Source organism: Natronococcus sp. CG52 (assembly GCF_023913515.1).
Taxonomy (GTDB): Archaea; Halobacteriota; Halobacteria; order Halobacteriales; family Natrialbaceae; genus Natronococcus; species Natronococcus zhouii.
Window position 1 is genome coordinate 1,942,367 of record NZ_CP099391.1, and the last position, 13,970, is coordinate 1,956,336.

General features: G+C 61.9%; 8 protein-coding genes. 2 read left to right on the top strand and 6 right to left on the bottom strand.

Annotated features, from left to right (window positions below; all coding sequences use genetic code 11):
• Positions 1-238: 238 nt before the first annotated feature.
• Positions 239-2,716 carry a cbb3-type cytochrome c oxidase subunit I gene (locus tag NED97_RS09905; protein ID WP_252490527.1) on the bottom strand — a complete coding sequence of 826 codons (2,478 nt, stop codon included), beginning with the start codon at positions 2,714-2,716 and terminating at the stop codon, positions 239-241.
• Positions 2,716-3,546 (bottom strand): cytochrome c oxidase subunit II, encoded by an 831-nt coding sequence (gene coxB, locus NED97_RS09910; protein WP_252490528.1) that lies wholly within the window; start codon positions 3,544-3,546, stop codon positions 2,716-2,718. Before coxB ends, NED97_RS09905 begins: the two co-directional genes overlap by 1 nt.
• 657 nt (positions 3,547-4,203) lie before the next feature.
• Here coxB and NED97_RS09915 point away from each other — a divergent pair.
• Both NED97_RS09915 and NED97_RS09920 read left to right on the top strand, forming a co-directional pair.
• A complete protein-coding gene (locus NED97_RS09915) occupies positions 4,204-4,947 on the top strand; it encodes an Lrp/AsnC family transcriptional regulator (protein WP_252490529.1) in 744 nt (247 codons plus the stop codon).
• A gap of 144 nt (positions 4,948-5,091) precedes the next feature.
• Positions 5,092-7,374 carry an amino acid permease gene (locus NED97_RS09920; RefSeq protein ID WP_252490530.1) on the top strand — a complete coding sequence of 761 codons (2,283 nt, stop codon included), beginning with the start codon at positions 5,092-5,094 and terminating at the stop codon, positions 7,372-7,374.
• A 308-nt stretch (positions 7,375-7,682) separates the two neighbouring features.
• Here the strand turns inward: NED97_RS09920 and NED97_RS09925 are convergent, their stop codons facing one another.
• The 4 genes from NED97_RS09925 to trkA all read right to left on the bottom strand — a co-directional run bounded on the left by NED97_RS09925 (position 7,683) and on the right by trkA (position 13,822).
• Positions 7,683-9,200, bottom strand: a complete 1,518-nt coding sequence (locus NED97_RS09925) for a TrkH family potassium uptake protein (RefSeq protein ID WP_252490531.1) — start codon at positions 9,198-9,200, stop codon at positions 7,683-7,685.
• Positions 9,201-9,373: 173 nt separating this feature from the next.
• The gene (locus NED97_RS09930) at positions 9,374-11,689 is read right to left on the bottom strand and encodes an amino acid permease (RefSeq protein WP_252490532.1); all 2,316 of its coding nucleotides are present in this window, start codon (positions 11,687-11,689) and stop codon (positions 9,374-9,376) included.
• A 287-nt stretch (positions 11,690-11,976) separates the two neighbouring features.
• Entirely contained in the window at positions 11,977-12,405 is a 429-nt protein-coding gene (locus NED97_RS09935) for a universal stress protein (protein WP_252490533.1), read from the bottom strand.
• Between the two features lie 82 nt (positions 12,406-12,487).
• Positions 12,488-13,822 (bottom strand): Trk system potassium transporter TrkA, encoded by a 1,335-nt coding sequence (gene trkA, locus NED97_RS09940; protein WP_252490534.1) that lies wholly within the window; start codon positions 13,820-13,822, stop codon positions 12,488-12,490.
• Positions 13,823-13,970: the final 148 nt, after the last annotated feature.

The following is a 13,970-nucleotide window of genomic DNA, read 5'->3' on the forward strand; positions in this document are numbered from 1 at the left end:
CACGTGTCGTTCTGCGCGGACAGTCGTGGTTCTAACGTGCCGTCGTCCGTGTTCGGTTGTGTGGCTCGAGGTTGACCGGGAGCGTCTCGAGCGGTCCAAAGCCTTGCTCGTCGATCAGCGGGATCCCCGTTCAGTGAAGCCGGACGATCAATACGGAAACGACGACGAGTGCGAAGCAACCGGCTGGATCGAGTCGAGTCCAAAAGAAACGCGTCGGAAACGGTGTAGCGGCCGTCCGCTACATCAGGTAGAACAGCGGGAAGAGGATGACCCACACGATGTCGACGAAGTGCCAGTAGAGGCCGAAGAACTCCACCGGCCGGTGGTCCTCGAGGTAGGCGTCGATCGACCAGACGCGGTAGATCATGAAGATAGCGATCAGCAGCCCGAGGATCACGTGAAGCGCGTGCAGCCCGGTAGTCACGTAGTAGATCGAGTACTCGATGCTGTACCACCAGTAGTGGTCCTCGGCGAACTTCACGCTGTACTCGAAGGCCTTGACCCCCATGAACGTCAGGCCGAGCAGCAGGGTCGCGCCGAGCGTCGCGAGCAGCCCTCGCTTGTTCTGGCGTTCGGCCATCACGAGCGCGAGAATGACCGTGAAACTCGAGGTCAGCAGGACGTAGGTGTTGATGAGGCCGGCCTCGGTCATGGCGTCGAACTCCCACGCGAACCATCCCATGTGAATGCGCATGAAGATGTACGCCCCGATGGCGGCGCCGAAGACGACGACGTCCGAGGCGAGGAACACCCAGACGCCAAACTTCGTGTTGCCGACGCCCTCGAACGGCCAGCGCTCGGCGATGGCCATCTCGGGCGCGTCGAACTGTTCGCGGCCGAAGTTAAACAGCGTGTACGCGAGGATCGCCACGCCGAGCGCGGTTATCACCGGGTAGACGAGACTCGGTTCGGCGGCAGTTCCCGTGAGACTCTCGGGTGCGACACCGGTTCCTTCGGCGAAGTTGATGACGTACGGCGTCAGCCCCGAGAGACCGAGGAAGAACGTGAACGTGCCAATCCCGATCCCGAGCGGCCAGATACTGGCGTGATCGGCGTGTTCCTCCGTGTGAGTGGTGGTTTCGGTAGTCGCTTCCCCTCCGTGCGCGACGCCACCGTCGGTTGCGGCCGCCGAGTCGTCGACGAACTCGAGTTGACCGCTGGCGTAGCTGGGACGACCGTCCCAGTTTTCGAGCGGCGGGGGCGAGGGAATCGCCCACTCCGCCGTGCGCGAGAACTCCCACGGATTGTCGGGCGCTCGCGGCCCCGCGACGAGGCTGTGAGCGAACGTCGCGAACATGATCACGAACGAGAAGCCGAGGATGAACGCCCCGACGGTCGCGACCTGGTGGTAGATCTCCAGTCCCTCGCCGAAGTGGAAGACGCGCCGCGGCGTCTCCCAGGCGAGGAACATCGGGAAGTACAGCAGGTTGAAGCCGATGAAGTAGACCGCGAAGTTGAGTTTGCCCAGCGTCTCGGAGTACATCTTGCCGGTGATCTTCGGCCACCAGTAGTAGAGACCGGCGATCAGGGCGGTGACTCCGGAGACCATCACATAGTGGAAGTGGGCGACGACCCAGTAGGTGCCCCGGAACTCGTAGTCGAGCACGACGGCGCCGAGGAACACCCCGGTGATGCCCCCCAGGATGAACAGCACGAGTGCGCCGAGGCTGAACAGGAACGGCGTCGTGAATCGGACGCGTCCCTTGACCATCGTGTAGATCAGCGAGAAGACCATCAGGTCGAACGGTAACGAGATCCCGATGGTCGTCGCCATCATCAGCGTCTTGATCTCGAGGTTGATGGTCGTCAGGAACATGTGGTGCATCCAGACCAAAAAGGACTGGACGGCCACCAGCACCATCGCGATGATGACCCACTTCCGGCCGACGAGTCGACGCCCCGTAAACGTCTGGAACGTCTCGAACATGATCCCCAGCGCGGGGAAGAAGACGATGTACACCTCCGGATGGCCGAAGAACCAGAATATGTGTGCCCACAACAGACTCGAGCCCTGCTCCGTCGCGAAGTACTGAGTCAGGAAGATTCGATCTGCACTCTGTAACAGCAGCGCGGCCAGCAGCGCGGCGAACGCGAACAGCATCATCCAGACCGTCAGCAGCCACGACCAGGTGAAAAGCGGCATGTTCCACAGGCCGAGCCCCTCCGCTCGCGAACGGTGAATCGTCGTGAGAAAGTTCACCGACCCCAGCGTGATCGAGAACACGAACAGCATCAGCGCGAGAACCGATGCGTTGCTACCGGTGGTCGCCTCCAGTGCGGGCGTGTACATCGGCACGTTCAGCGGCGCGTACATCGTCCACCCGCCGGCGTAGGAGCCACCCTGGAAGAACGAAATGGCGAACAGGACGCCCGAGAGCAGGTAGAACCAGTAACTCAGGGCGTTCAGCCGGGGGAACGCGAGGTCCTTCGCCCCGATCTGGAGGGGGACGAAGTAGTTCGCGAAACCGGCCGCGAACGGCGAGAGGAACCAGAACACCATCAGCAGTCCGTGCGTGGACACCGCCTGGTTGAACTGGTTGTTCGTGAGCAGACCGGTGCCGCCGGCCTCCCACAGGTGGGCGCGGAACGCGAGCGCCATGAGACCGCCCAGCACCAGGAAGAACAGCGCAGTCCCGAGATAGAGGATGCCGACGTCCTTGTGGTTGGTCGTCACCAGCCAGCGTTTGACCGAGCGCATCGGGGGAAGATCACCCATCAGTCGTCACCTCCGTCTTCGGTGTCGTTGGCTTCTTCGGTGTCGTTCGTTTCATTCTCGCCGTTTTCGTCGTCACCGTTTTCTTCGTTACCACCGTTTTCGTCGTCCGTTTCATTCCCGCCGTTTTCGTCACCGTTCTCCTCGTCGGCCTCCTCGTCATCACCGTTCTCCTCATCGTCTGGTGCTTCATCTTCGAGGAACTGTTCGTACTCTTCTTCACTCACGACCTCGACGGTACCGGTCATCTGCGTGTGGCCGTCACCGCAGAGTTCGAAGCACTCGATCTCGTGAGTGTCTCCGGCCTCGCCGGTCATGAACCACGTTCGGTCGGTCTCACCGGGGATCGCGTCCGCCTTCACGCGTAAGTCCGTTATCCCGAAGTTGTGCCAGACGTCGCCACCCGTCACGTTGATCCACACCGCCGTGTCCTCCGGAACGGTCATCGTGTTCGTCGAGGACGCCCCGTTCTCGTACTCGAAGAACCAGGCGAACCCGTCACCCACGACGTCGACCTCGATGGAGTCCTCGTCCGGAATCTCGTCGCTGGGGTCCTCGACGTACAGCAGCATTCCGTACGTCCAGATAATGAGCGAGATAACGACGATCGCGCTCAGACCGAACGATAGGAACAGTTTCTTGCCACCCTCTCCTCCTGTCGGTAACTCCCCGAGTGTAGGCCGCGCCTTGTCCGATGTCTCGTCGCCGCCATCACGATACTTGTACGCGTTGTACAGCGTATACGCGATTACGACGACACCAACGAGCGTCCCGAGTCCCAGAAAGACCAGGAAGATTTGCTCGAAGATATCGACGCGCGTTCGAACCTGCATGGGGATCATAGCTGCGCTGAAGATTGTATTCACCTCGGTTGAAGTCCGCTTATATGTCGGTCGATGGTTGCCGTGGGCACTTATCTATTTGGAAACGCCCCGGATAGATCCGCACAACGACGTGCTGTCGAGCGGGTTTCGCCGCCGTCGGCTGGACTCGAGTACCCACGTCTCGATTCATCATCAGCCAGTTAGAGCCAGAGACCTTTTTTCTATCGTTCGTGCTGCCGTCGAGTGACCAGCCAGCCAGCCGTTACCGGAAACATTCTCCTCAACGTCGAACCTGTTCGGGTCGAAAAAGACGGTCCGGTAACCGGTTCAACGAGTTACTCGTCCTTCGGTGATCGGGAGCCGGTCGCGCGCTGACCGTGATGAAGTGGCGGTTACGTGTAGAGTTCGAGTCTCCGGAAGGCTTCGCCCACGAGTACCGCAACCGGGATGATCTCGAGGCGGCCGATCCACACAGGCTGCAGACCACCACTATTGTACGCTCTCGCCGCGCGAACCGTCTGCTCGTAGCGTGCGGTCCTGATCTGGCTTTCGTCATCGATCGATTTTCGTCTGCTTATCCGCCCTGAGTTTGGTCGAGCGAGGAAGTGACCACCGACCGGCGAACAAAAAACAGGATCCTTCACACCCGTAGTCGTACGTACGCGCATGAGTATTCGCCTCGACGACGTGAACAAACGCATCATCCACGCGTTAATGGGGGACGCTCGGAATACGTCCGCACCGATGATCGCCGAGGAAGTGGGCGTCTCTCCCGCAACGATTCGAAACCGGATCAACCAGCTTGAGGACGCCGGGATCATCAGAGGATATCACGCGAACGTCGATTTCGATTCTGCCGACGACATGCTCACGACCCTGTACGTGGCGACGGCGCCGGTCGGAGAACGTGCACGACTCGCCCAGCAAGCGCGGACGATTACCGGCGTCGTCAACGTTCGAGAGTTCATGGCAGGAGGGGAAAACCTCCACGTTCTCGCCGTCGGAGGCGATGTCGAAGGGGTAAACGACGTCGCACGAGAGCTGACGGCGCTCGGTCTCGACATCGACGACGAAAAACTCGTCCGGACCGAGCAGTTTCAGTCGTACCACCCCTTCGGTCCCGCCGAAACCCGCCAGCAGTTCTCGGATTACATCAGTCTCGCCGGCGGCAACAAGGTCGTTCAACTCACTGTTGAGGACGACGCACCGATCGCCGACACAACCCTCGAGCGAGCTGGAACCGAGGGGCTGCTCGAGGAAGGATTGCTCGTCGTCTCGATCGAACGGGAGGATTCCGTACTGACGCCGACGGGCGACAGCGAAATACGAGCTGGTGACCTGCTCACGGTTCTCTCCAGGGATGGAATTACGGATCGCATGCTCGACGCGTTCGAAGCGAAAGACGACTAGCGAGTCGATACTGGAACGTCAACACACTTATTCTGGAGGACTGAATCAACACGATGTATATGAACTCTGTTTCGGAATCAAAAACCGCTTCCAGAAGACCGGTCCGTTCATCCCGGCCCGGCAGCCGACGGGGTGAGACCGGGAATGGCTGATCAGGAACTCGCCCGAGACCTCGGATTCCTCGAGGCGTACACCCTCGGGCTCGGAACGATGATCGGTGCGGGGATCTTCGTCCTGCCAGGGATCGTCGCCGAGAGCGCCGGTCCCGCGAGCATGATCTCGTTTATAATTGGTGGCATCGTCGCCCTGCTCGCGGCCCTCTCGCTTTCGGAGCTGGCAACCGGGATGCCGAAAGCCGGCGGGAGCTACTACTACGTCAATCACGCGCTCGGGAGCTTCTTTGGAACGATCGTCGGCTGGGGGATGTGGGCCGGATTGATGTTCGCGACCGCGTTCTACATGCTCGGCTTCGGGCAGTATCTGCTCAATCAGCCGTCAGACGCCCTCACTGTCATCCTCGCCGGACTGGTGATGGCTTCGCTCCTCGTGGGGATCAACTACCGCGGGGTCAAGGAAACGGGATCGTTACAGAACATCATCGTGATCCTACTCGTCGGCCTCATCACCCTCTTTATCGCCGTCGGACTCACGAACATCGACACGAGCCTGCTCGACCCGTTCGTCCGAGAGGGTGAAGGATGGCCGGTTGTCGCGGCAACGGCGGGGACCGTGTTCGTCACGTTCATCGGCTTCGAAGTGATCGCGACCAGCGCCGAAGAGATCAAAGACCCCGGTCGAAACCTCCCGCTCTCGATGATCGCCGCGGTCGTCACGCCGACGATCCTCTACGTTCTCGTGATGCTCGTCAGCACGGGCACGCTTCCGGTGCCGGAACTGGCCGCATCGGACGTGCCGGTTGCCGACGTCGCCGCCGAAGCGGCCGGGCAGTTCGGAGAGATCGCCATCGGCGAGTACACCCTCGAGCTCGCCACGATCGGCTCGCTCGTGATGATCACCGGCGCGATTCTGGCGACTATCTCCTCGGCGAACGCGTCGATTCTCTCGGCTGCGCGAGTCAACTTCGCCATGGGCCGCGATCAGATCCTTACCAACTGGCTCAACGTGATTCACGATCGGTACCGGACGCCCTATCGAGCGATCCTCGCGACGGGTGCCGTTATCCTCGTACTTATCGCCAGTCCGCTACCGATCGATACGCTCGCCGACGTCGCGAGCTTCATGTTCCTTATCACGTACGCGCTCGTTCACGCGGCGGTCATCGTCTTGCGGCGTGCGGATCCGGACGAGTACGATCCGGATTTCCGGATCCCGTCCGCGTTGTACCCGATCGTTCCGATCCTCGGCTTTCTGACCTGTCTCGGCGTCATGGGCCAGATGCAGTGGCAGGTACAGGGGATCGGCCTCCTGATCGTCCTCGTCGGGATCGGCTGGTACGCGTTCTACTCGAAGGAGAAGGCAATTTCGACGACGCTTATCGGTGAAGCCGTCGCTCCCACCGGCGAGACGCACGAGGACGAAGACGTCTATCGTGTCGTCGTCCCGGTCTCGAATCCCCAGACGGAACGTCCGCTGATCAAGTACGCCGCGGCGAGCGCGGCCGCCGAGGAGGAGCGCGCCGAACTCGTCGCCGTCAACGTTATTGAGGTCCCGCCGCAGATGTCTCCCGCCCAGATCGAGTTCGAAGAGGAGCGCGTCGAGAATCAGCGCGCACTCCTCGAGAACGCCCGCGATATCGCTACGGATCTGGACATCCCGGTCAGAACGCGCGCAATTGTCGGTCGAAACGCCGGCGACTCGATCCTATCGGTGCTCGAGGAAGAACGCGCAGATCACGTGCTACTGGGCTGGTCCGGGGAACGACGCCGTCGTGACGTCCTCTTTGGCACGACGATCGATCCGCTGCTCGAGCGGGCGCCGTGCGAGGTGACGCTGGTCAAGGATCCAACCGTCACTCCCGATCGGATCGTCACGCTCGCCGGCGAAGGTCCACACGCCATTGCGTCAGCGAAACGCGCCGGCGAGATACAACGTACGTTCTCCGGAACGACGCTGACCTTACTGAACGTCCAGCCTGAACCGGACGATGGTGAGTCCGAAATCGATCCGTCCGCCGTCGGCCACGAAACGATCACGGACGTCGCGACCGGAGCGGGACTCGAGGAGGACGAGTACGACCCACGCGTGATCGTCAGCGACGACGTCCGAGAGACGCTCATCGACGCAGTGACGGAGTACGATACGATCTGCATCGGTGCAACGGGCACGAGTACGGTGGCACAGGCACTTTACGGTTCCATCCCACAGACGATCGTTCAAGAGAGTCGCGGTACAGTCGTGATGGCCCGCGGCGAGAACAGGGCTCCACGAACGTTCCGACAGGCGCTCGTCCAGCGATTGAGCGGATAGCCGAACTCGCTCCGAAGCGCACGCTTTCGACCAACGGACGGCGAGCGGGAAACACGCGCCGGCTGCCGATCGTCAGGCTACTTCTGAGGGACAGTCCTCGGGATTTCCCAGTGAGGGGTTCGATCGTCCCCGCCTATCCCCAGCGAAGGACAGGGTCTCTCACGTCCGTCAGTGAAGTCGGTAGCAACCACTCGCCGGGCGATAGCCTCGCGGTTCGACCGAAGTGAGGTCCACGCGAGGAGTACCGGTCGTCGCGTTCGAGCGTGGATCGATCGTCCAGAGCGGGGTGTCGACCGAAGAGTCCCGGATCAGGACTTCCAGTACGCTGGCAGCAACAGCACGAGCACGGGGATGATCTCGATCCGTCCGATCCACATCATGATCACCATGACCGCACGAGTGGTGACGGGGAACCCGGCGTAGTTGTCCATCGGGCCGGCCATGCCGAACGCGGGGCCGATATTGAGGAAGATCGACGCGGCGGCCCCCAGCGCCTCGAACTCGGTGACGCCCGTCCCGGCTCGAGCGGCATCGACGACGATGAGAATCGTCAGGAAAAAGAAGATGACGATCGCGAGCATCACGTAGGAGAAGATGTCGTTGATCGTCTCCTCGTCGACGACGCCGTCACCCAGCCGGACCGGCTGAACTGCCGTCGGGTGAATCGACGTGAAGAAGTTGCGGTACAGTCCCTTTAGGATCACGAGCCAGCGGAGCGTCTTGATGGAACAGGTCGTACTGCCGGCCATCCCGCCGAGGAACATACACAGAAAGAGAACGTGTTTGGCGCCCGGCGTCCAGAGGTCGAAGTTGGTCGAGGCGTACCCCGTCGTCGTTACCAGCGAGACGACGTTGAAAAAGCCGTGTCTGATCGTCTCCTCGAGCCCCCTGTTGATCTCGGGATCGAGTCCGATGATGAACGAGACGATCACGCTGAAGAACGCGATGACGCCGAGATAGAAGCGGAACTCTTCGGATTCGAACGGCCGGCTGAAGTCGCCCTGGGTGATGTAGTACAGCAACACGAAATTAGTCGCTCCGAGGATCATGAAGGGTATGACAGCCCACTGAACGATGGGCTCGAACGCGCCGATGCTCTGGGGCTCGGGGGAAAACCCGGCGGTCGAGACGCTCGTGAGCGCGTGGGCGGCGGCGTTGAAGAGATCCATGTTGGGGGCGAGACCGACGAGGTGAAGCAAGTAGAACGTCGCTGCCGCGAGCAGGGTGAGACCGACGTACAGTCCCCAGATGAGTCGGGCGGTGCTCTCGATCTGCGGGGTCAGCTTGGTCACGTTCCTGGTCTGCGTTTCTGTCTCCATCAGCTGTGCACCACCGACCATCAGATTCGACAGCAACCCGATCGCGACGATCAGGATGCCGAGTCCGCCGAGCCACTGCAGTAGCTGCCGCCAGAGCAGGATCGCTCGTGACTGGTTCTCGAAGTCCCACTCGTTCATCACCGTCGCACCCGTCGTCGTGAGTCCGCTCATGCCCTCGAACAGCGCGTTGATGAGGCTGTAAAACGCGGAGCTGGGACCGGCAGCGAGGCCAGCCAGGTAGAACGGGATCGCACCGATGACGGCGACGCTGAGCCAGGTCAGCGCGACCATCAGGAACCCCTCGCGCTGGCCGAGTTCGCGGTCGTCGCTCAGCAACTCGAGTGCGCCCCCCAGTACGGCCGTGATGACGACCGCGACGGCGAACGGGATGATAGCGTCGCCGTCGAACACGGCCAGGACGAGCGGGACGGCGAGCGGCACCGCGAGCCACTTCAGAACCGTTCCCGTCAGGCTACAGCTCGAGCGCCAGTCGACGCGGATCCTCATCGAGTGCTCCGAGGTGTGCCGTCCGGGAAGATAATCGGTTCGGAACTGATCCCGCCGATGCTCGCGACTCTCCGATTCTCGTCACGCGCTGGCGATCCATCGCTCGCCCCGCCCGAGTCGCGTGGCGTTCGCCTTCGAGCCGACACGGGAAACGCAGCGAACGTCTCAACGGACTACTCGGCGTTCTGTAACCCGATCAGCCGTTCTCGGAGCGACCGGCTGGTCGGTCGTTCCGCCAGAAGGACGGAACACTCGACGTCGTTAATGACGTCGTAGGCGAGCGAGCCGCGGACGAGCCGCGAGAGGAGACCCCGTTCGGTCGCGCCGATGATGACCAGCGAGTGGTCCCGCGCGGCGGTTGCGATCGCGCCCTCGACGTCGCCGGACGTGTCGATCCGGATCGCCGCGTCCTCGAGGCCGTGATCCGCGGCCCACTCGGTCAGGAACCTCTCGCCTTCGGCCTCCTCCGTCGGGTCGTCGACCGCGTGCAGGAGCGTGACCTCGGAACCGAGCTGGTCGCGGAGGTACGTGGCGATCTCGGCGCTCAGATCGGAGTCGGGACCGCCGGCCGTCGGGACCAGCACGCGATCGGTCTCCAGCCCCCGGTCCTTGAGAACGAGGAAGTCACAGGGGAGGTCGTGGGTCAGCTCCTCGAGCGGACGCTCCGCGCGGCCGGCGGACCACGGTCTGTCCGCCCCCCAGCCCATGACGACCTTGTCGGCTTCCTCGCGGCGGGCCACGTCGAACACTTCCTCGAACGAGCGGTGGGAGACGATCGTTCTGACGTCGACGGGGACGTCCATCGTCTCCGTGCTCTCGCGGACGTTTTCCATCAGCTGCTGGGACTCCTCGTCGATTCGTCGGACGTGTTCCGATCCCTCCGAGAGCGGCGTCTGATCGGGGACTTCGACGATGTGGACGGCCTGAACGCGGCCGTCGTTGGCCTTCGCGAACACGCTCGCCAGCGAGAGGAGAGTGGATTCGGTCCGGGGGTTCGATACCGGCACCAGTACCGTGTACTCGCTGCCGCCGGACGGACGCGCGACCGTCGCCGCCGAAACTGCGGCGTCGGGCATCTCCTCGGACCGCGAGAGGATGTAGTGGCTCAGTACGCCTTCCCGCTCGGTCTCGTGGCGAGCGTAGACGCCGTACCAGATAATTGCACCCGCGACGAACAGCATGCCCAGCGCGATCTCGATCCGCTCCATGAACCCGATCAACCCGAGCGAGAGGACGACCCCGAGCATGGGCGTGATCGGATACAACGGGACGGTGAAGTCGGGGTCGTATTCGGGGACGTCCGCCTCCCGGAAGACGATCAGCGCCGCGTTGATCAGCGCGTAGACAACGAGGTGAAGGACGCTAGCTGCCTTTGCCAGTACTTCGATGTCGCCCCCGAGAACGGCGATGAAGACGATGATCATCAGCCCGGTGACGGCGATCGACCGGTACGGCGTGGCGAACCGCGGGTGGATCTCGTTCAGCCAGTCGGTGACGATCTTGTCCCGACCCATCGCGAAGTTGATCCGCGCGGAGGCGAGGATCGACGCGTTGGCGCTCGAGGCGGTCGCCAGAAGTGCCGCGAGCGTGATCGACGTCACACCGATTACGCCGAGGTTCCCCTCGAAGATGACGTTCGCGACGTCGGACATGGGCGTGCTCTCGCTGATCGAGTCGTACGGGATGATCCCGACCATCAGGCCGACGAGGATCGAGTAGATGACCATTACGATGGCGACGCTGCCGATGATGGCTATCGGAAGGTTCCGGCCCGGATTCTTGAGTTCCTCGCCGATGGTCGCGATCTTCGCATATCCCAGGTACGAGACGAACACGAGCGCGGCACCGGGGAGGATCGCCCCGGTCCCCTCAGGCGTGAGTCCGTCGGTCGTGACCGTTCCCCAGTCGAACGAGAAGAATCCGACGATGGCGAAGACCGTAAGAATTCCCAGGAGGATCGTGACGATGACCGTCTGGACGCCGCCGGTCTCTTTCGCACCGATGTAGTTGACGCCGACGAATACGATGCCCGCCAGCAACGCGCCAATCTGGATATCGGAGAGAATGAACGGGCCGAGAACGATCGTCGGGAGCAGTTCTATCGAGCCGAGCAGCGGGATCGTAACGACGACACCGCCGAGTAGCGTCGCGAGGTAGCCGCCGAAGCCGATGCAGTAGAAGGCGCTTGCGAACGCGAGTCCCATCCAGTCCCCCATGCCAGAGATCGAACCGAAGAGAGGACCGAGTCCCCGATTGATGTAGTAGTACGCGCCACCTGCTTTCGGCATCGCAGTCCCGAGTTCGCTCACCGAGAGCGCGTTGACCATCGCGATACTTCCGCCGATGATGAACGACACTACGACTGCGGGCCCCGCTTCGGCCGCGGCGACGCCGGGGAGAACGAAGATCCCGGCGCCGATCATCGTCCCAATCCCGACTGCGAGCGCCGAAACCAGGCCCAGGTCCTTGGCGAGTTCCTCGTCACTCATCCGTCGTCCCTCCCCGGCCGTCGCCGAGTGGCGCGTCTCGCACGGCGAACCGATGCCCTCGCCGCTCGGTCCACCCGCGCGAAATCGACGTCAATCGCGGTGCGTCTTTGGTCAGAGCGATCGAACCGTCCAGTGTTTTTCCTGCCCCCAAATCCCTCTTCATCATCCGTCACCAGCGGTATACCAGGAGACGGTTCGAGTCCGGTTCCGTAGAGAAAGTTGCCACTGCGTGAGAAAACCGTCGTTCATACCCGTGCAAAGAGAGACTCACTCCTTAACTGATTCGATTACTCGTCTCGATGCGGGAGGGACACGACCGGAACAACGGGATCGGTGACGAGTTTCGACGTCGTATCGCCGGCGAGGAGTTGCACGATCCGGCTGCCGCCGCGTGCGCGGATCGCGACCGCGTCCGCTTTCGCGTCGGTTGCCGCGTCGAACAGCGCGTCGGCGACGTCCGTCCCGTAGACGGTTCGGGTGTCGACCGAGACCCGATCGCCGAGTTCCGAGTCCACGACCGCGATGAACTCGGCGGCGTCTTCCTGGCGTTTCCCCAGTGGCGCCTTGTCCATCGCGCCGGCGGCTTTTTCGATCACGTGGACTGCGGTGACCCGCTCTACGTCCTCGAGATACGGCTCGAGTGCGGCACACGTCGCTCGAGCGTCCTCCTCGGTCGCGACCGGAACGAGGAGGTGGGTGAGTAACGATTTGCTCATACCGTACGTTTCTGACCGACGCACTTAAGATTCGATACCGGACCGTGGGCCGGCGGGGAGGCTGGACTGCGAAGGAGCGTTCTCAGAGAGCGGCCGTGACTTCGTCTAAGAGTTGCGTCTCGGTAAACAACACGACGTGATCGCCCGGCTGGATCACGGTTTTTCCGCGCGGGATTACGAGTTCTCCCGCTCGAGAAATCGCTCCGATCACGACGCAATCCGGAAAATCGTCTATGGCGTCGACGATTTCGCGTCCGGCCAGCGCGCTATCGCGGCTGATTTCGATCTCCAGGACCTCCGCTCGGTCGTGTTCGAGCATTGCGATCTTCTCCATCTGGTCGGCGCGGGTAAACCGGATGATTTCCTCCGCCGTCTCTTCCCGGGGGCTGATCGCTACGCTGACACCGACGGTTTCGAATAGCTCAGCGTATTCGACGGTTTCGATCACCGCGACGGTCCGTTCGACGCCGATTTCGCGGGCCAGCATCGAGACCAGGAGGTTTCGCTCGTCGCTATCGAGTGCCGCGATCACCATGTCCGCTTCGTCGACGTGCTCGCGTTGGAGAAAGTCCGTATCGGTAGCGTCACTCTCCCAGACGGACGTGTTCGGGAGGTCTTCGGCGAGTTCACGCGCTCGGTCGTGGTCCCGCTCGATCAGGTTCGGGTGGTAGCCGTGCTCTTCGAATACGCGTGCGGTCTGGAATCCAATTTCGCTGCCCCCAATAATGACGACGTCGTCGATCTTGTTATTTTCGTGAATTACGATATCGTTCGCAAACTGCTCGACCGAGCTGGAGCTTCCGATGACGACCACGCGGTCGGTTAGTTTGATAACGGTATCCCCACGCGGGATGATCAGTTCGTCGTCCCGGAAGAGCGCGGCGAACGTCAGTGAGTCGTATCGGTCGGCTTCCTGGACGGTCTGGTTCGCGACCGGACTCTCCGGACCGATTTCGAACTCAGCCATCCGAACGAGACCGCCAGTGAACGTATTGACGTCGTGGGCGCCGGGGAACCCGGAAATACGGAAGATCGCCTCCGCCGTCAGGAGGTCCGAACTCACCATGAAATCGACGCCGTAGGCCCCGCTAGATCCTTGCCAGGTCGTGAGGAGCTTCTGCTGTTTGACTCGGGCGATAGTGAACACGTCACCGGTGGTCTTCGCGGTTCCACACGTGACGATGTTCGTCTCGTCGATGTCGGTGGACGCGATCAGCAACTCCGCCTTCTCGATTCCGGCCTCCCGAAGGGAGTCGAGATCGGTGCCGTCACCCTGAATCACCATCGCGTCCAGCGAATAGGTGAGGTCCTCTACAATCTCCTCGTCTTGCTCGATGACGACCACGTCGTGGGTCTCGACGAGATCCCTGGCGATCGATCGCCCGACCTCGCCCGCTCCGACGATGATTACGCGCATCCGAATCCCTCTCGTTCCATTCTGACGAGAGTTGCGGACGAACCGCGAAATGTGTTACGGAGACCTCCGGCACCTCCGTCCAAATCTGGTTTCTTCATCGTTGCATCCTTTTCGGTGATTTCTTATCAGGTGGCCGTTTGCGCATTTC

Excerpts from the sequence above, each read along its gene's own strand:
- NED97_RS09905 (WP_252490527.1), bottom strand. The coding sequence starts at position 2,716 with ATGGGTGATCTTCCCCCGATGCGCTCGGTCAAACGCTGGCTGGTGACG.
- coxB (WP_252490528.1), bottom strand. The coding sequence starts at position 3,546 with ATGCAGGTTCGAACGCGCGTCGATATCTTCGAGCAAATCTTCCTGGTC.
- NED97_RS09915 (WP_252490529.1), top strand. The coding sequence starts at position 4,204 with ATGAGTATTCGCCTCGACGACGTGAACAAACGCATCATCCACGCGTTA.
- NED97_RS09920 (WP_252490530.1), top strand. The coding sequence starts at position 5,092 with ATGGCTGATCAGGAACTCGCCCGAGACCTCGGATTCCTCGAGGCGTAC.
- NED97_RS09925 (WP_252490531.1), bottom strand. The coding sequence starts at position 9,200 with ATGAGGATCCGCGTCGACTGGCGCTCGAGCTGTAGCCTGACGGGAACG.
- NED97_RS09930 (WP_252490532.1), bottom strand. The coding sequence starts at position 11,689 with ATGAGTGACGAGGAACTCGCCAAGGACCTGGGCCTGGTTTCGGCGCTC.
- NED97_RS09935 (WP_252490533.1), bottom strand. The coding sequence starts at position 12,405 with ATGAGCAAATCGTTACTCACCCACCTCCTCGTTCCGGTCGCGACCGAG.
- trkA (WP_252490534.1), bottom strand. The coding sequence starts at position 13,822 with ATGCGCGTAATCATCGTCGGAGCGGGCGAGGTCGGGCGATCGATCGCC.